Annotated in this window: 17 protein-coding genes; 9 read left to right on the forward strand and 8 right to left on the reverse strand. The window is 65.8% G+C overall.

Features of this window, described 5'->3' with window-relative positions; all coding sequences use genetic code 11:
- Positions 1-4 precede the first annotated feature (4 nt).
- Genes ACTJLD_RS00705 through ACTJLD_RS00725 form a run of 5 tightly spaced genes read left to right on the forward strand, consistent with a single transcriptional unit; the run spans position 5 to position 5,301 of the window.
- Positions 5-892: a tetratricopeptide repeat protein gene (locus tag ACTJLD_RS00705; RefSeq protein ID WP_027787664.1), complete on the forward strand. Its 888-nt coding sequence runs from the start codon at positions 5-7 to the stop codon at positions 890-892.
- Positions 882-1,244: a DUF3613 domain-containing protein gene (locus ACTJLD_RS00710; protein WP_440657645.1), complete on the forward strand. Its 363-nt coding sequence runs from the start codon at positions 882-884 to the stop codon at positions 1,242-1,244. Before ACTJLD_RS00705 ends, ACTJLD_RS00710 begins: the two co-directional genes overlap by 11 nt.
- An 11-nt stretch (positions 1,245-1,255) precedes the next feature.
- Positions 1,256-3,130: a TadG family pilus assembly protein gene (locus ACTJLD_RS00715; protein WP_060358183.1), complete on the forward strand. Its 1,875-nt coding sequence runs from the start codon at positions 1,256-1,258 to the stop codon at positions 3,128-3,130.
- A gap of 17 nt (positions 3,131-3,147) precedes the next feature.
- Positions 3,148-4,539 carry a sigma 54-interacting transcriptional regulator gene (locus ACTJLD_RS00720; protein WP_048020714.1) on the forward strand — a complete coding sequence of 464 codons (1,392 nt, stop codon included), beginning with the start codon at positions 3,148-3,150 and terminating at the stop codon, positions 4,537-4,539.
- Positions 4,540-4,593: 54 nt separating this feature from the next.
- On the forward strand, positions 4,594-5,301 hold the full coding sequence (locus ACTJLD_RS00725) for a DUF2968 domain-containing protein (RefSeq protein ID WP_027787660.1): 708 nt from the start codon (positions 4,594-4,596) through the stop codon (positions 5,299-5,301).
- Between the two features lie 77 nt (positions 5,302-5,378).
- Here the strand turns inward: ACTJLD_RS00725 and hfq are convergent, their stop codons facing one another.
- Entirely contained in the window at positions 5,379-5,960 is a 582-nt protein-coding gene (hfq, locus tag ACTJLD_RS00730) for an RNA chaperone Hfq (protein ID WP_048020710.1), read from the reverse strand.
- Between the two features lie 295 nt (positions 5,961-6,255).
- Between hfq and ACTJLD_RS00735 the strand changes: the two genes are divergently transcribed.
- Complete coding sequence (locus ACTJLD_RS00735) at positions 6,256-6,540, forward strand: PXPV repeat protein (protein WP_060084806.1); 285 nt, start codon at positions 6,256-6,258, stop codon at positions 6,538-6,540.
- 27 nt (positions 6,541-6,567) lie between these two features.
- Here ACTJLD_RS00735 and ACTJLD_RS00740 read toward each other — a convergent pair whose 3' ends face one another.
- From ACTJLD_RS00740 to ACTJLD_RS00755, 4 genes are all read right to left on the reverse strand, one after another.
- Positions 6,568-7,485, reverse strand: a complete 918-nt coding sequence (locus ACTJLD_RS00740) for a DUF1571 domain-containing protein (protein ID WP_059623575.1) — start codon at positions 7,483-7,485, stop codon at positions 6,568-6,570.
- A 29-nt stretch (positions 7,486-7,514) separates the two neighbouring features.
- On the reverse strand, positions 7,515-9,269 hold the full coding sequence (locus ACTJLD_RS00745; protein WP_027787656.1) for an AMP-binding protein: 1,755 nt from the start codon (positions 9,267-9,269) through the stop codon (positions 7,515-7,517).
- Between the two features lie 156 nt (positions 9,270-9,425).
- Positions 9,426-10,247, reverse strand: a complete 822-nt coding sequence (locus ACTJLD_RS00750; RefSeq protein WP_027787655.1) for a TetR/AcrR family transcriptional regulator — start codon at positions 10,245-10,247, stop codon at positions 9,426-9,428.
- A gap of 215 nt (positions 10,248-10,462) precedes the next feature.
- Positions 10,463-11,683 carry an MFS transporter gene (locus ACTJLD_RS00755; protein WP_027787654.1) on the reverse strand — a complete coding sequence of 407 codons (1,221 nt, stop codon included), beginning with the start codon at positions 11,681-11,683 and terminating at the stop codon, positions 10,463-10,465.
- A gap of 281 nt (positions 11,684-11,964) precedes the next feature.
- On the opposite strand from ACTJLD_RS00755, the gene ACTJLD_RS00760 reads away from it, so the two are divergent.
- The 3 genes from ACTJLD_RS00760 to ACTJLD_RS00770 all read left to right on the forward strand — a co-directional run bounded on the left by ACTJLD_RS00760 (position 11,965) and on the right by ACTJLD_RS00770 (position 14,963).
- Complete coding sequence (locus tag ACTJLD_RS00760) at positions 11,965-12,507, forward strand: GNAT family N-acetyltransferase (RefSeq protein ID WP_440657648.1); 543 nt, start codon at positions 11,965-11,967, stop codon at positions 12,505-12,507.
- A 127-nt stretch (positions 12,508-12,634) separates the two neighbouring features.
- Positions 12,635-13,261, forward strand: coding sequence for a ParB-like protein (locus ACTJLD_RS00765; RefSeq protein WP_027787652.1), 627 nt, complete (start codon positions 12,635-12,637; stop codon positions 13,259-13,261).
- Positions 13,262-13,268: 7 nt separating this feature from the next.
- Positions 13,269-14,963, forward strand: a complete 1,695-nt coding sequence (locus ACTJLD_RS00770) for a SulP family inorganic anion transporter (RefSeq protein ID WP_440657650.1) — start codon at positions 13,269-13,271, stop codon at positions 14,961-14,963.
- A 22-nt stretch (positions 14,964-14,985) separates the two neighbouring features.
- Here the strand turns inward: ACTJLD_RS00770 and ACTJLD_RS00775 are convergent, their stop codons facing one another.
- The 3 genes from ACTJLD_RS00775 to ACTJLD_RS00785 form a co-directional block, all read right to left on the reverse strand.
- A complete protein-coding gene (locus ACTJLD_RS00775) occupies positions 14,986-15,921 on the reverse strand; it encodes a carbohydrate kinase family protein (protein ID WP_136470432.1) in 936 nt (311 codons plus the stop codon).
- A 132-nt stretch (positions 15,922-16,053) separates the two neighbouring features.
- Complete coding sequence (locus ACTJLD_RS00780; RefSeq protein ID WP_060358178.1) at positions 16,054-16,998, reverse strand: ABC transporter substrate-binding protein; 945 nt, start codon at positions 16,996-16,998, stop codon at positions 16,054-16,056.
- Between the two features lie 82 nt (positions 16,999-17,080).
- A complete protein-coding gene (locus ACTJLD_RS00785; protein ID WP_440657651.1) occupies positions 17,081-18,118 on the reverse strand; it encodes an ABC transporter permease subunit in 1,038 nt (345 codons plus the stop codon).
- Between the last annotated feature and the right edge of the window lie 22 nt (positions 18,119-18,140).

An 18,140-nucleotide genomic window follows, 5' to 3' on the forward strand; every position in this document is an offset into this window, starting at 1 on the left:
CAAGATGAGACGCATCGATGAAATTGTGAAAGTGGTGGGCGTGTTGGCAATGGTGGGCTTGCTCGGCGCGTGCTCGGCATTCAAGGAAAGCGGGTACGGCGTCGGCCCGCAGGCGGAACGCGCGGCGCTGATGGACGCGGCGGCGCAGAAGCAGGCGGCGCCGGATACGCCGGGCATGTATCTCGGCCTGATCGAGCGGATGCAGGCTCAAGGGCTGTATTACGCGTCGCTGGCGCATATCGACGCATACGAGAAACAGTACGGTGCGTCGCCGCAAACGATCCTGCTGCGCGCCGATGCATTGCGCATGACGGACCAGCCTGCCGCGAGCACTGCGGTCTATACGCAGTTGCTCAACACAACGCTCGCCGCGCGCGGCTATCGCGGGCTCGGGCTGATTGCCGGCGGCGCGGGCGATTTTCCGCGCGCCGCGCAGGCGTTGTCGCAGGCAACCGTGCTGGCGCCGACCGATGCATCGACGCTTTCGGATCTCGCTTACGCGAAGCTGCGTTGCGGCGATATCGAGGGGGCGCGCATTCCGCTGATGAAGGCGGCCGAGCTTGACCAGAGCAATCCGAAGATCATCAGCAACCTGGTGCTGTACCTGCTCGCCTCGGGCCGAACCCACGATGCGCAGAAGCTGATGGCGCAGCAGAAGCTGTCGATGGACGTTCGCAACGATATCCGCAACGACGCGACGAAGATTGCCACGGCGGCACGTACCTGGCGTCGTGCGTCCCAGTCACCGGCTTCGGCTTCCGTTTTGACGCCGACCGGTTCGGGAAGCGTGGTCGACGTGTCGGGCTCGAATGTCGCGAAGCGTCCGTCGCCGGTTGCGAACATCCAGGGATTCGATCCGACTGCGCCTTTGCTGCAGCGGTTTGCACAATGAAAAGGGCATAGGGGGAACTGACATGACGAACAACAAGAATCCAGGTCGCGTGGCACGCGTGCGCCAAGGTGTCGCGCTTCTCGTGCTCATGGGGGCCGCAACCGCGGCGTATAGCGATCAGCCGGCGCCCGACGCGTCGGAAATCGGTCATGCAACCAACGCGCTGCTTGCATTCCAGCGTGACGGGCGCGCGGCCGGCCCGGCTTTGCCGGTACTGGGCGATGCCGCATCGCTTTCCTATCAACGCTATCTCGAATCGTTCAAGCACAAGATTCCGGAATCGATGGGGTCGCCGGTCAATACGAACGGCAACGGATCGTCCGGCGGACAGAGTTCATCGCAATCGTATTGAGCGGAGCAGCGATGAGCACTGCTCGACATGCATCGAGTCGGATGGCCGGACCAGGTCGCGCGTCGCCGCGGCGGCAGCGGGGTTCGGTCGTCGTCACGGCGGCCGTGTGGATACTGCTGTCGATGGTGATTCTCGGTTCGATCGACATCGGCAACGTCTTTTTCACGCGCCGTGACATGCAGCGCGTGGCCGATCTTGCTGCACTCGCTGCGGTTCAGAAGCTCGACGATACATGTGCGAACGTGACCTCCGCGGCCACGAGCAACGCGTCGACAAACGGCTTCACGATTGACGGCAGCGGCACCACGTCGCTGTCGGCCGAATGCGGTTACTGGGCACCGTCGGCGACCGGAACGGCGAGTTCCTTCTATTCGTCGAAATCGACGGTGCCGCTCGCGACGCAGTTGAACGCGGTGCGCGTGACGGTCTCCAAGACGCTGCCGTATTTCTTCTTCGGGCCGACACGTACGGTGACTGCAACGTCGACCGCGAAGGCGACCAACATCGATACCTTTTCTATCGGCGCGACGCTGGCCGCGGTGGGCGGCGTCGGCTGCTCGGGCGTGCCAAGCGGGAACCCCGGCCTGGTGAACGCGTTGCTGGGCTCGTTGCTGCAGGGGCAGAGCGGCACGCCGCTGAACCTCAATCTCGTGTCGTACCAGGGGCTCGCCTGTGCGAACGTCAAGCTCGGCGACATCGCCGTCGCGCTGCAGTCGCTGTCGGTCGGCAACGGGACGATCGGAGGGCTCGTCAATGCCAACGCGTCGGTCGGCACCTTGCTCAACGCGATGGTGGCTGCCGTCAACAAGTCGACCACGCTGGGTACGACGCTGCAGACAAGCGCAACCGGTGCACTGACCAACCTGCTCGGCCTGAACCTGCTCAGCAACACGGCGATCAAGGTCGCGAGCCTGACCGGACAGGGCGCCACGTCGCTGTTGACGCTGGGGCTCGCGAATACGCAGGCGGCGGCAGACGCGACCGTTAACGTGCTCGATCTCGTGATGGCGATGGCCCAGATCTCGCAGGCCGGCAAGCCCGGCGTGGTGATCGGCGCCAATGTGCCGCTGACGTTGCCGAACGGCAGCTCGGTATCGATCGTCCAACTGCAGGCGCAGGTCATCAGCCCACCGACCATCGCGGTCGGCGAAGGCGGGAAGGATAAAAACGGCGCGTGGCGGACGGTCGCGACGAATGCGCAGGTCGGCCTGTATCTCGTCGTCAACCTGGGCGTGAACCCGCTGCCGGTCGTGGTTTCCGCGAACGTCTATCTGCCGCTCTATGTGCAACTGGGCGCCGGAAGCGCGACGTTGTTGTCGACCAACTGCCTGACGTCCCCGAATTCCGCGACGATTTCCGCTCAACCGAGCGTTGCCAATCTCTGCATCGGCCAGCCGCCGCTCACGTCCGGCAATCTGCTGAACCTGCCGGCAAACTATAGCTGCACGTCGCCAGCCAAGGTGCTTGACGTCCTGGTTTTGGCTGGTGCAGTCGAGGTGTCCGCGACCGTTTCCAACGTGTCGGTGGATCTGGCCGGTAATCCGGCAACCAATACGTTCTACGGACGCGGCGGCAGCGATCCGTCGTACTACTGGACGACCAACACGAATGCGCTGGGTTCGGCGGTGAACAATGCGCTGGCGGGCCTGAAAAACGCACAGATCACGCCGACCGTGAGTCTGCTGTTCGGGCTCATCTCGGTCACGATCACGCCGGATTTCATTTCGTCGCTGTTGTCGGTCCTGACCACCGTTCTGAGCCCGCTGTTGACCGCGCTCGACGGTATCATCGATCCGCTGCTGGACCTGCTCGGCGTCCAGCTTGGCGCCGCCACGGTGCATCAGATGTCGCTGACCTGCGGCGTCGCGCAAACAGTCAGCAATTAGAGAAGCAAGACCATCCGATGAGAACCACGCCCGCAATCGAAGAGCTCGACCTGTACGTCTGGGAAGGCAAGGCGGACATTGTCGACCGCGTCGCCCGGTGCATGGCGAGCTTCGACGTCGAAGTGATCCGCGCCGACAACGCGGAGATCTCGCCCGAGCGCGCCGCATTGCGGCCGTCACTGGCGATCATCAGCGTGACGATGATCGAAATCGGCGCAGCGTTCCTGCGCGACTGGCAGGCCAACATCGGCATGCCGGTCGTCTGGGTCGGCGCCGCGCGCGATCACGACGCGTCGCAGTATCCGCCCGAGTATTCGCACATCCTGCCGCTCGATTTCACGTGCGCCGAGCTGCGCGGCATGATCGGCAAGCTCGTCACGCAGCTGCGGGCGCATACGGCCGAAACGTCGCATCCGACCGAGCTCGTCGCGCACTCGGAATCGATGCAGGCACTCCTGCACGAAGTCGATACATTCGCCGACTGTGACACCAACGTGCTGCTGCACGGAGAAACCGGCGTCGGCAAGGAGCGCATCGCGCAACTGCTGCACGAGAAGCATTCGCGCTACCGGCACGGCGAATTCGTGCCGGTGAACTGCGGTGCGATTCCCGACGGCCTGTTCGAATCGCTGTTCTTCGGGCATGCGAAAGGATCGTTCACGGGCGCGGTTGTTGCGCATAAAGGCTATTTCGAGCAGGCGGGCGGCGGCACGCTGTTCCTCGACGAAGTCGGCGATCTGCCGCTGTACCAGCAGGTCAAGCTGCTGCGCGTGCTCGAGGACGGCGCGGTGCTGCGCGTCGGCGCAACGTCGCCGGTCAAGGTCGATTTCCGCCTGGTCGCGGCGAGCAACAAGAAGCTGCCGCAACTCGTGAAGGATGGCCTGTTCCGCGCCGATCTCTACTACCGGCTCGCGGTGATCGAGCTGAGCATTCCGTCGCTGGAAGAGCGCGGCGCCGTCGACAAGATCGCGCTGTTCAAGTCGTTCGTCGCACAGGTCGTCGGCGAGGCACGGCTCGCCCAGTTGTCCGATCTGCCGTACTGGCTGACGGATTCGGTCGCGGACAGCTATTTCCCCGGCAACGTGCGCGAACTGCGCAACCTCGCCGAGCGCGTCGGTGTGACGGTGCGGCAGACGGGCGGGTGGGATGCCGCGCGGTTGCAGCGGTTGATCGCGCATGCGCGCAGTTCGGCGCAGCCGGTACCGGCGGAAAGCGCGGCCGAGGTCTTCGTCGATCGCAGCAAGTGGGACATGAACGAGCGCAACCGCGTGATTGCGGCGCTCGACGCCAACGGCTGGCGGCGTCAGGATACGGCGCAGCAGCTCGGTATCAGCCGCAAGGTATTGTGGGAAAAAATGCGCAAATATCAGATCTTTGACGAGGAGCCCGAGACCCGCGAAAGTGAGTAATTAATGAGATAAAATCGCGCTGAATTACAACGACACGGGCGGGAATAGAACTTCATGAGCCATATGACGGGGTTGGGAAAGGCGTGCGTGTTGCTCGCCGTGGTGGGAGGCATGCAGGGCGCTTATGCGCAGAGCCTGGCGGACAGCGGGTCGCCGGCAGTACAGCAGGCGTCGGCGCCGGTGGCCGCGATTCCGGTGGTCGATCCGCAGGTCCAGACGTCGGTGCAGCCGCAGGCAGGTGAGTCGACGGGGCCGAGCACGGTCGACGACCTGCAGCGCCAGATCCAGGCACACTCGCTGACGGAAATGCGCACGAGCTACAACGGCAGCTACGGTGCGAGCCTGCTGTTCAACGTAAAGGACGGTGCGTATTTCGTCGCGCTGTTCCAGCAGAAGGCGTTCTGGCGCGTGATCAAGACTTACGACGAATCGCGTGCGGAAGCGATCTACCGCGATTTCTCGCACCAGGCGGAGCGGCTGGCCGTAAACGAACTGCGGGCAGCGAAGCTGGAATCGCAGAAGGCGCAGATGGACAAGCAGATCGAAGTCACGCAGGATCGCGCGCGGCGTCTGCAGGCGGATATCTCGATCGCACGCCAGCAGCAGGCGGCAGTCGCGGATCGTCAGAAGAGCGTACGTAACGAGACGGCCGCATTGCAGGCGCAGCAGGCCGAGCTTCAGTCGCAACTGCGGGCGTTGCAGCAGCAGGTGCGTTCGTTGCAGCGGGAGGCCGACGCCGGTTTGCCGACGACGGCACGCTGAACCCGGCAGCGGTGCGGCGACATGCCGCGCCGGCCGCACAAGTAAAAAGGGCAAGCCGGTTGGCTTGCCCTTTTGTTTTACTGGCCGTCCGGCACGATTCGCCGGCGGCGCGTCACGATCACCGGCCCGTTGCCGCCGCGGGAATCCGACGGCGAAGCGTTGCCGGACGCATCGCCGGCATCGCGCGGTGCGCCGTAGCTTTCGCGCGGCTCACGGGGTTCGCGCGGGGCGCCGTAGCCCTCACGCGGCTCACGCGAGCCGTAACCCTCGCGCGGTTCGCGCGAGCCATAGCCTTCACGCGGTTCGCGGGAGCCGTAGCCGCCGTCGCCGCGCGATTCACGCGGGCCGCCGTGCGAGCCGTACGGGCTGTGACCGCCGCCTTCACGGCCGCCCGGGCGCCCGCCGGTGCGCGGCCCGCGGGGGCCGCCGCTGCCGCCCGGGCGCGAGCCGCCCGTGTCGAGCTGGATCGTGGAAATCGCGCGCTTGTAGATGCCTTGCAGACCCACGGGGGTGCGCAGCATCACCAGGTACTGGTCGAACGACTCGATACACCCCGTCAGACGAATGCCGTTGACGAGATAGATTTCAACGCGCTTACGTTCCTTGCGCGCCGAATTGATGAAGTCGTTTTGCGGATGGGATTCTGCGGGATTGGCCATTGAGGTGCGGCAGGAGCCTGCGTCAGAGAATATGTTGTGCGTGTGTGTGGCGTGTTCGTCCACAAGGTGTTTGGCGGGATTCTACCCTGTTCAATCGGGAAACGCGCAGTCGTGATTGTGTCGAACCGTAACCCACTATAGACGTTCCAGCGCATTTTCGCGATTCGGCCGAACGGCCAATGCCATTTCGTTACGCCGCGTTACGACTCTCGCAGCGCCGTATCACCTTGGTTCCCGCCCGACGCGTACATTGGCTGCGCGAGCCGGGCGGGCCGGTATATCAGGGATTGAGAACATGGACAAGAGACGATGGGCAGGGTGGGTCGGGGTCATGGCGTTGCTGGCTTCCGGCAGTGCGATGGCGGGGCATGTCGACCTGTCGGTCGGCATCGGCGTACCGGTCGCGCCGGTCTATGTCGAGCCGGCGCCGGTCTATGTGGCGCCGCAGCCGGCCGTGGTCGCCTATCCGGGCTATGGATACGGCTACTACGGCGACGAGGACGACGATCGCTATCGCAAGTGGCGCAAGCACTATTACAAGCATTGGCACCGGCACCATGGCGGCGACGATGACGATTGAGCCCGAGGCCAGCCCCGCCGGCGCGCATCAGAACGCGTAGTCGGGGTTTTTCGGGTCGAATGCGGTGTCGTCGAGCGTCGCCGGCGCGATTTTCTCGATGACGATCCGCTCGAAGATCTTGCCGTCGTTGTCATAGGACTCGACGGTCCGGAAATAGGGCGCGTGCAGATCGAGCCCGAGGACTTCCTTCTTCGCGTAGAACTGCGGCCGGCCGGTCGGTGTTTCGTAGGTGAGCGCGACCACGCGCACGCCGCCGATCGTCCTGGCTTCCACATCGGTCGGCCGCTGCACGCCGGCTTCCACGTATTTCTTCCCTTCGGTCAGGTACAGGTTCGTGATGAACTCGGTACCGAGATCCTTCACCTGGTGATTCGACTGCGCGCGTGCGAGTGCGCCGTCGAGTGCCGTCCACAGCGGAATCTTGCCGAGCAGGCCGCCGAGGTGCCCGTACATCTCGTCCTTGCGCTGCGTCGTGTCGTAAATGGTCTCCTGTCCGGCATGCGCACCGCCCGGCAGCCATTTCGCATAGACGCGCAGCGGCTCGCGGGTGGTCTTCACGAGCATGCGGTCGGGCGTATCGGACCACTTTCCGCTGATGCGCTCCTGACGCACCATCGTGAACTGGTACGACGGATAGCCGTTGGGGCCGTTACGGATATAGAGCGGCACGGCGAGCGGATCGAGTGCCTTGAAGAGCGCCGTGAGCGTCGCGTCGTCGAGTTGCGCGAGCGTGCCGCGCTGTGCGGCCGTGCGCAGCCAGCGCGCCTGCTGCGCGACCGGCTCGCGCGCGACTTTCGCGAGGTCCGCCGGCAGCGCGACGCCCGCGGCCGCGCTTGCGGCGTCGGCCGTTTCCTGTGCATGCAGGGCCGCCTGTCCGAGCGACAGCAGGCAGGCGACTGCCACGGCGGCGGCATGCCGCGCGTGGTGCTTCTTTCCTTCGTTCATCGACGGCGTCTCCCTGGGCGACGGATCGTTCAACCTTGCTTCGCGGCCTTGATTTTGGCGAGTTCTTCGTCGCGCAGCGCGCGGCGCAGGATCTTGCCGACGTTCGTCTGCGGCAGCGCGTCGCGGAACTCGACGAATTTCGGCATCTTGTAGCCGGTGAGGTTCTTGCGGCAGTGCGCGAGCACATCGTCGGTCGTCAGCGACGGGTCGCGGCGCACGACGAACACCTTGATCCGTTCGCCCTGTACCTCGTCCGGAATGCCGATCGCCGCGGCTTCGCTGATGCCCGGATGCATCACCAGCACTTCCTCGATCTCGTTCGGGTACACGTTGAAGCCCGACACGAGGATCATGTCCTTCTTGCGGTCGATCAGGCGGATGAAGCCGCGTTCGTCCATCACGCCGATGTCGCCGGTACCGAGCCAGCCGTCGGCGTCGATCACCTTGGCCGTCTCGTCGGGGCGCTGCCAGTAGCCGCGCATCACCTGCGGGCCGCGCACGCACAGCTCGCCCGGCTCGCCGACGGGCGCCCAGGTGCCGTCCTCACGGCGAAAGCGCACGACGGTGGACGGCGCGGGCAGGCCGATCGAACCGCTGAACGCGGCCATGTCGTTCAGGTTGACGGGGTTCATCGTGACGATCGGCGAGCATTCGGTCAGGCCGTAGCCTTCGACGACCGGCCGGCCCGTCACCTGCTGGAAGCGTTCCGCGACCGCACGCTGCATCGCCATCCCGCCCGCCATCGCGAGCTTCAGCTTCGAGAAATCGCGCTTGCGGAATTCCTCGTTGTCGAGGAATGCGTTGTACAGCGTGTTGATGCCGGTGATCCCGGTGAACGTCTCGTTGCGGATGATCTTCATCACCATCGTCATGTCGCGCGGGTTCGCGATCAGGATGTTGCGCCCGCCGAGCCCCATGAAGATGAATGCGTTCACCGTCAGCGAATAGATGTGATACAGCGGCAGCGGCGTGAGCACGGTTTCGACGTCGCCCGATACCTGGTCGGCGATCCAGGCCTTCGCCTGCAGCAGGTTCGCGATCAGGTTGCCGTGCGTGAGCATCGCGCCTTTCGCGACGCCCGTCGTGCCGCCCGTGTATTGCAGGAATGCGAGGTCGTCGCGCGTCGTCTGCACGGGCTGCGGCTTGCTTCGCTCACCGAGCGCGAGGGCGGAGCGCAACCGGATGGCCTGCGGCAGGTGGTAGGCCGGCACGAGCTTCTTCACGTGCTTCAGCACGAAATTGATCAGGCGTCCTTTCGCATTGAAGCCGTCGGCGAGGAGGTCGCCGAGCGCGGTGACGACGATGTTCTTCACCTGCGTTTCCGGCAGCGCATCCTGCAGCGTGCGCGCGAAATTCTCGAACACGACGATCGTCTGCGCGCCGCTGTCCTTCAGCTGGTGCGCGAGTTCGCGCGCGGTATAGAGCGGATTGACGTTGACGACGATCGCACCGGCTTTCAGCGTGCCGAACAGCGCGACCGGGTACTGGAACGTGTTCGGCAGCATGATCGCGACGCGGTCGCCGGGTTTGACGCCGAGGCTTTGCAGATACGACGCGAACGCGTCGACTTTCTGCGCGAGCGTGCGATAGGTCATCGATGCGCCCGCGCTCACATAGGCGACGCGCTCGGCGAAGCGGCTCGTGCATTCGTCGAAGAACTGCACGAGCGATGCGTATTGCGTGACGTCGATGTCGTGCGGGACGCCGGGCGGATATGACGCGTACCAGATGCCGTCGGTGTTCGGCGGAACCTGGGCCGCTGCGGTTGCTGCGGAAGATGACATGACATGTCTCCGGTCTTTGCTCTCGGCGAAGGCCGGCGCTTCAGCGCCGGCCCGTGCCCCGTGCCGCACGGTCGATCGACGGGGCGCCTCGGCGCTCCGCATGACCGCGCGTTTCAATCAAATCGTGAACAGGAAGCCGCGCGCGGCCTCGCGCGCTCAGTTCGTGGAATGCAGCGTCGCCGTATCGGCGGTGGCCGCGCCCGACGACGGCAGCCCGAACGCCTCGCTTGCGCCTGCATCGTCGAGCACGGCCGCGAAGATCGACAGTTGCGCGCTGTCGGGCATCGGCGCTTTCAGCGCGGCGACGATCAGCGACGACAGCCGCGCGATCATCTGCACGTCGTTCATCGTGCGGCCTTGCGAGAACTCGTCGATCAGGCTTTCCGTTTCGGCGCCGGCGAGCGCGCCGGAGAGTGCACCGATCGCGAAGTGCAGCCGCCAGCCGAGCTCCGTGCGCGGCAGGTGCGGCAACGCGCGCTGGAATGCGTCGAAGAAGCGGCCCGCGACGCTTGCGTAGTGCGCGGTCAGGAAGTTGCGCACGAACGGCGACGGATCGGTGTACGCGCGGCCGATCAGCCGCAGGAACCCGGGCCCGCCGCGTTCGGGATTGCGCGATGCCTTCAGCGCGGGAATGAACATCGCGCCGAGCACGTGCTCGCAGGTGATGTGCGTGCCGAGTTGCGCATCGAAGCGGTCGAGGATACCGAGGCGTTCCTGGTTGAGCTGGTCGAGGCGGCGCGACAGCATCGCGTGGATCAGCGCTTCCTTGCTGCCGAAGTGGTAGTTGACCGCGGCGAGGTTGACCGCCGCGCGCGAGGTGATCTGGCGCATCGACATCGCCTCGAAGCCATGCTCGATGAACAGGTCCTCGGCCGCATCGAGGATGCGCGCTTTCGTCCCGCCGGTCTGCCGAGTGCCGGATGACCGTGCCCCGGACGGCCGTCCCGCGGATGGCCGCCCCTCCTGACTTACTGCCATGTCCCGCCTCCCATGCCGGTCGCCCGGCCGCGAACTGGTGATTTGATTATCTGATTCAAACAGTCGTTTTTATTAAGATAAAAAAGGGCGAGCGGAGCGGGCAAGCGGGGAATCTGGACAAATTCCTCTAGTTCGATGTGCGAATGCGGAAAGTATCGCGCGCGCCTTCGACAGGGCGGGGCACGCGCGATGGTGCAATGCGGCAATGCGCAGAATCAGGCGACCGTGCTACGCGTATTGACCGATTGCGTCATGTCGATGCCGCGCCGCTCGCGGCTGAACAGGATCAGCACGGCGATCACGACGGCGACGATGCCGGCCACGAGCGCGAGCGCGAAGCTGTAGTTGTTGTTGTGCGAAACGGCGAGCGAGGCCTGCATCGTCGCGTTGCCCGACGCGAGCAGGTTGCCGAGCTGGTAGACGACGCCGGGGAAGGTCGCGCGGATCTCGTCGGGCGAGATCTCGTTCAGGTGAACCGGGATCACGCCCCACGCACCCTGCACCGAGATCTGCATCAGGAACGCCCCCGCGGCGAGGGCAACCGGGCCGCTCGAGAATGCCCACAGCGGCAGCACGGGCAGGGCGATCAACGCAGCGATGAAGATGGCACGACGCCGGCCGATCCGCTCCGAGATCGAGCCGAACGACAGGCCGCCGACGATGGCGCCGATGTTCAGCACGATCGTGATCCACGACACGGTATGCGGATCGAAATGATGCTGTTCGCGCAGGAACGTCGGATAGAGATCCTGCGTGCCGTGCGAGAAGAAGTTGAACGCGGTCATCAGCACGATCGCGTAGATCGTGAGCTTCCAGTTCTGCTGCAGCGTGGCCCCGAGGCTCGGGCGCGGGCGTTTCTCCATCTGCTTCCACGCCGGCGATTCGGGCACGTGGGCGCGCACGTACAGCACGAGCAGCGCGGGCAGCACGCCGACCATGAACATCCCGCGCCAGCCGATGTACTGGTAGAACAGGCCGAACACGACGGACGCGAGCAGGTAGCCGCTCGGATAGCCGGCCTGCAGCAGCCCCGACACGAAGCCGCGTGCATGGGTCGGCACGGTTTCCATCGTCAGCGCGGAGCCGACACCCCATTCGCCGCCCATCGCGACGCCGAACAGCGCGCGCAGCACGAGCAGCGCGGTCAGGCTCGGCGCGAAACCCGATGCGAGTTCGAGCAGCGAGTAGCACGCGATGTTGACCATCAGCGTCGGGCGGCGGCCGAAGCGGTCGGCGAGCCGGCCGAAGATCAGCGCGCCTAGCGGACGCATCGCGAGTGTCAGCGTGAGCGCGAACGCGACGGCGGGAATCGTCGATCCGAATTCGGCGGCGATGTCCTTCAGCACGAAGACCATTAGGAAGAAATCGAACGCATCGAGTGTCCAGCCCAGGTAGGCGGCGATCGTCACGTTGCGTTGTTCGCGGGTCCAGCTCATGTCCGAAGTCTCCTCGTTGGCTTGCGCGCTTACGATGTGCATGCGGATGCCGGCCCGGCTTGCGCGCGGTGCGGGGGCATGGATCGAGTGTAGGCCGCGGCGCTTGGCGATGTGGGGCGCGATAACGCCGAATCGGGAATAATCCCTAGGAAATGAACTGTTTCGGATTCGGCAACGGCGCTGCGCGAAACCGGCGGCAGGCCTCTGTATCATTCCGGAAGGCTGTTTGTATCTGTTTTGTAATGCGTCCGGTGAGCATCGTCACCGAATCAGGAGTCCAGATGACTGAACCTTCCGCCGCCACGCTGCCCGTGCTCGAAACTGCGCGGCTGTGGCTGCGTCCGCGCGTACTGGCCGATCTCGATGCCTGCATCGCGATGGATCGCGATCCCGAGGTCACGCGGCACATCGCGGGCCCGTGGCACGATCCCGTCGAGCATCGGCGCTTCGTCACGCACCGGATCACGCGCGACTATCCGCCGGGCCTCGGCTACTGGTCGATCTTCGAGAAGGCCGCGCCCGATGCGTTCGTCGGCTGGATCCTGCTGATTCCGGACTATGCGGATGGCGCGCGCGATGTCGAGATCGGCTGGCGGCTGGTGCGTGCAACATGGGGGCGCGGCATCGCGAGCGAGGCCGCGTTGGCCGTCGTGCGCCACGCCTTCGACACCGTGCGCCTGCCGCGCGTGATCGCCGATATCGCGGAGGCCAACGGCGGCTCGTTGAACGTCGCGCGCAAGCTCGGGATGCGCCGGGTGAGCGTCGTGCACGATGGCATTCCCTACATTCGACATCGTCTCGAACGCAACGACCTGCGCGTGTAGCGCGGCGCGCGCGTACACGGGCAGTTGTCGTGGATCGTCAACCGGATGCGTATCGAGGTCATGACGTATTAACGGCTCGTGCGTTCAGGAGTATCGTTGCCGGAATTTCGCAACATGGGGTACGACCATGGCACTCGGCACCGATGTTCACCTGATTCCCGTCAAGCTGGAAGAACTGCGTCCCACGCAGATGACGGTCGGCTATCGCGAAGTCAAGGCGAAGCGCAAGCACTGGAAGGGGCTCAGCAAGCGCGCGCGCAAGACCGCGATCGAATCGCACTGGTTCCCGGCCGTGCTCGGCCCGGGCGGGTTGCACTACATCACCGATCATCATCATCTCGGCCTCGCACTGATCGAGGAAGGCGAGGCGCGCGTGAACGCGATGCTGCTGAAGGACCTGTCGTGGCTCGACGACACGATCTTCTGGCGGATGATGGAACACAACCAGTGGGTGCATCCGTTCGGCGCGGACGGCACGCGCCGCGACTACGCGAATCTGCCGAAGGTGCTGACGGGGCTCGTGGACGATCCGTACCGCAGCCTTGCCGGCGAGCTGCGCACCGCCGGCGGCTACGCGAAGGACGCGACGCCGTTCAGCGAATTCCTGTGGGCCGACTACCTGCGCCAGCACGTGTCGCTCGACCAGATCCGCAAGAACTTCGCGAAGGCGCTCGATATCGCGCTGCATCGCGCACACGAGCAGGATGCACGCTATCTGCCCGGCTGGTCGGGCGTCATCGCCGTCAGGCCCTGAGCACCTCATGACGACTGCCCCGATCCGCCCCGATGCCGGCCCGCAGCATGCGGAGCATTTCTCCGCGCTCGACGCGGCCTCGCCGCCGCCGACGCGGCGCATCGGCCTCGACGCGCTGGCCGGCCTGTCGATCGCGGGCTTGCTGATCCCCGAGGCGGTCGCGTACGCGGGGCTGGCCAACTTGCCGCCGCAGGCCGGGCTCATCGCGTTGCTGTCGGGGCTCGTCGTCTATGCGCTCACCGGCAGCAGCCGTTTCGCGATCGTGTCGTCGACGTCGTCGTCGGCTGCCGTGCTCGCGGCGACCGTGCTCGCGGAGTCGGGAATGGCGCTTGCCGCGCAGCTCGCGCTGGCGGCGGCGCTCGTCGCGATGACGGGCGTGCTGTTCATCCTGGCGGGTGCCGCGCGGCTCGGCGGCATGTCGGATTTCGTCGCGCGGCCGGTCCTGCGCGGCTTTACGTTCGGCCTCGCGCTGACGATCGTCATCAAGCAGTTGCCGAAGATTCTCGCGATTTCCGTGCAGCACAGCGATGCGCCGCATGTCGCGCTCGACCTGATCAGCGGTGCGCCGCACGCGAATCTCGCGAGCGTCGTGCTCGGTGCGACCGCGCTGGCGTTGCTGTTCGCACTCGGACGGAGCACGCGGGTGCCCGCGACGCTCGTCGTGATCGTGCTGTCGATCGCGGCCGGTTACGCGGTCGACTGGCAGCGATACGGCATTGCGATCGTCGGCCACATCGACTTCCGGCATATCGAGTTCGGCCTGCCGACCCTCGACCGCAACGCGTGGATGCAGACCGTCGAGCTTGCGTTCGCGCTGATGCTGATCCTGTATGCGGAGTCGTACGGATCGATCCGCAACTTCGCACTGAAGCATGGCGACAGCGTGTCGCCGAACCGCGACCTCGTCGCGCTCGGCTGCGCGAATCTCGTGTCCGGCTTGCTGCACGGGATGCCGGTCGGTGCCGGTTATTCGGCGACCTCGGCGAACGAAGCGGCCGGCGCGCAGTCGCGCTTCGCGGGCCTGTGGGCGGCGTGCGTGGTCGCGCTGATCGTGTGGCTGCTGCTGCCGCAGCTCGCGCGCACGCCGGAGCCCGTGCTCGCGGCGATCGTGATCTTCGCGGTCAGCCACTCGCTGCATCCGTCGGTGTTCCGGCCGTACTGGGCCTGGCATCGCGACCGGCTCGTCGTGATCGCCGCGCTGCTCGCGGCCATCGGCGTGAGCCTGCTGTTGACGCTGCGCAAGTTGTCCGAGCCGAACGTCAGCGTGCTCGGCAGGCTGCGCGACAGCCATGATTTCGTCGACGTCGCGAGCCACGCCGACGCGAAGCCGGTGCCGGGCGTGCTGATCGTGCGGCCCGAGGCGCAGCTGTTCTTCGCGAATGCGGACCGGATGTTGAACCGTGTGCGTGCGTTGATGAAGGCAGCGCCGGACACGCATACCGTGATGCTGAGCCTCGAGGAAACGCCGGATGTCGACGGCACGACGATCGAATCGTTGCGCACCTTTGCGGCCGAATGCGCGGCGCGCGGGTTGCGGCTCGCGCTCGTGCGGCTCAAGGTGCACACGCTGCATGCATTGCGCCGCGCGGCCGACGATACGCTTCACGACGATGCGATGTCCGAACTGAGCGTCGACGAGAGCCTGCAGCTGTTGCAGGCCGGGACGGCGCCGGATGGCAGCGGCGGAACGACCGCCTCGTGACGGTGCGGTGCGCCGGTAGGTGCTATTGCGAAACTGCAGTGTCGGTAGTGCGATCGATCATGTCGTTCACCTCGGCCGCGGTCGGCGCATAGGCGCCTGCATGTGCACAGGCGACCGCCGCGCACGCGGCCGCGTAGCGCAGATGCTCGGCGGCTGACGCGTCGGGACGCGCCAGCTGGCTTGCGAGCCAGCCGCCGATGCTCGCGTCGCCGCAGCCGACGGTGTCGGCCACCTCGGTCGGGAACGCAGGCTGGAACAGCACGGTGTCGCGATGCAGGAGCTGCATGCCCGATGCGCCGCGCGTGACGAGCATCGTTGCGTCGGGCGCCCACGTGCGCAGTTGCGCGAGCGCGGCGGCTTCATCGAGTTCGGGAAACAGCCCGCGCAGATCCTCGTCGGACACCTTGATCCAGTCGGCGAGCCCGGCCAGCCGGCGCAGCGTGTCGCGATACGACGGCGCGGCCATCGGCGCACGGAAGTTCGGGTCGAACGAGATTCGCTTGCCGGCCGTTCGCGCGGCCTGCGCGACTTCGATCAGGCGCGCCGCGAGCGGCTCGCGCACGACGCCGAGCGAGCCGACGTGCACGATCTCGGCCGCATCGAGCGCACCGGCGGGCAGGTCCGCCGGATCGAACGCGAGATCGGCGCTGTTCTCGCCGATGAAGAAATAGTGGGGCGGCTGCTTCGACACGACCATCGCGAGCAGCGGCGCACGATCGACCTGTCGGATGAAGCGCAGGTCGAGCCCGGCGTCGGCACTCTTGCGCATCAGTTCATCGCCGAAGATGTCGCGGCTGACCGTGCCGGCGAAGGCCGTCGGCACGCCGAGTCGCGCGCCGACGCGCGCGACGTTCCAGCATGAGCCGCCGGCGATGCTGTGCCAGTGCTGCGCGTCGTCGCGGATGAAATCGGTCAGCGCTTCGCCGAATACGATCAGGCGGGGGAACGTCGTCGTCATGTCGAAACCTTGTGCCGTGGCGTTGCGCACGGCCGTACAGCGGTTGATCCGAAAAGGCGGGCAGTGCGGGGCCGTCGCGCATGGCGACACGGCCCGGCACCGCCCGGTTGCGTGGGCGGACAGGCGGCGCGATCAGCGCGGCGAGCTCCAGCCCTTGTAGGTTTTCACGTTGTCGCGCGTGATGAGCGTCGGCTCGATCAGGATCATCGGATTGGCCGGCTTCTGGCCGTTCATGATCCCGTAGCCGACGTTGACCGCCTGCTGCGCCATGGCCCAGGGATCCTGGCTCGACGACGCCTGCACGAGCGTGTTGGACTTGAGCGCGACCTCGATGTCGGGTGCGCCGTCGACCGACGTGATCACGATGCCCGGACGGTTCAGCTGCTTCGCGGCGAGGTCGCTACCGATCGCCTGCGGGTCGTTGATCGTGAACACCGCGTCGAGCTTCGGAAAGCGCGTCAGGTAGCCTTGCATCGCATTCATCCCGCCTTCGCGCGAACCCTTGCCGTCCTGGTCGCTCGACAGCACCTTGATGCCGGCGTTTTTCGCGAGCACGGCCTTGCAGCCGTTGACGCGATCGATCACGGCCGATACCTGCGGGCCGTTCTCGATGATCACGTTGCCCTTGCCGTTGAGTTTCTTCACGATGTAGTCGCACGCGAGTTCGCCGGCCTTCACGTTGTTGGTCTGCACGGTCGCGTTTGCGCCCGCCGCGGCGACGTCGACCGCGACGACCGTGATGCCGGCCGCCTGCGCTTTCTTCACCGCCGGCTCGATCGCCTTCGGATCCGTCGCGTTGAGCAGGATCATGTCGACGTGCGCGGAGATGAAGTTGTCGATCTGCGTGAACTGCTTGTTCAGGTCGTAGTCGGCCGAGACGGCCGTGACCTTCGCGTTCGGATTGAGCTGCTTGGCGCGTGCTTCGGCACCCTTGACGATCGTGACGAAGTACGGATTGCCGAGCGACCCGACCGTGACGCCGATCGATTTGAGCGGCTTGTCGGCCGCGTGTGCGGCGGAAGCGCCGAAGGCGAGTGCGCAGGCGACGGCGGTCAGGGCGGCTTTGTGCTTGAGCATGTCGTTGTGTCTCCGAGAAGTTTGTTGGTGAACGGGCGCAGGCGAACCGGCCAGCGCCGCAAGGTTGAATCGACGGGAAGGGTCAGGTGCGCGCCGAGTCGCGCTGGCGATAGCGATCGAGCGCAACGGCGCCGATGATCACGAGGCCCTTGATGATGTACTGCCAGATGTCGGACACGCCGAGCAGGACGAGGCCGTTCGTCAGTACCGCGATGATCAGCGCACCGATCAGCGTGCCGACGATCGAGCCGACGCCGCCGACGAAGCTCGTGCCGCCGAGGATCACCGCGGCGATCGCGTCGAGTTCGTACGACTGGCCGAGCTGCAGGCCGTTCGCCGCATAAAGCCGCGCGGCCGACATCACCGCGCCGAGCCCGGCGAGCAGGCCCGACGCCGCATAGACGAACATCTGGATCGCCCGCACGTTGATGCCCGACAGGCGCGCGGCTTCCGGATTGCCGCCCACCGAATAGATGCGCATCCCGAGCACCGTGCGGCGCAGGATGAACCACGAGATCGCGATGACCGCGCACGCGATGACGACGAGCCAGGGCACACCGAGGATCGTGCCGTTGCCGATGAACGCGAACGGCAACTGAGGATTGAACACGGTGGTGTCGTTGCCGATCAGGCGCGCGACGCCGCGCACGGCCGTCATCGCGCCGAGCGTGACGATGAACGGCGGCAGGCGCAGGAACGAGATCAGGCCGCCGTTGATCGCGCCGAACACGAGGCCGACGACGAGCGCGACCGGTACGCCGAGCCAGCCCCAGCCCGGAATGGTCGACGCGAGCAGCGCCGCGACGGCCGCAGCGGCGAGCACCGAGCCGACCGACAGGTCGATGCCGCCCGTCAGGATCACGAAGGTCATGCCGGCGGCGAGCACGATGTTGATCGACGCCTGCTGCGTGACGATCGACAGGTTCTGCAGCGTGAAGAAGCCGTCGGTCAGGAAGCCGAAGCCGATGCACAGAACCAGCAGCACCGGCAGCATGCCGGCGGTGCGGATCAGCGACTGCATGCGGGCGCGGTGATCGGCGCCGCGCAACAGCGGCGTACGGTTGCCCACCGGATGGGCCGTCGCGGAAGCGAGGTTCCGCTGCTTGGTCGGGTTGATCATGTCGGTAACCTGAATGTAAGAA

The sequence above is a fragment of the Burkholderia sp. 22088 genome, assembly GCF_052045915.1.
In the GTDB taxonomy this organism is placed as follows: Bacteria; Pseudomonadota; Gammaproteobacteria; order Burkholderiales; family Burkholderiaceae; genus Burkholderia; species Burkholderia cepacia.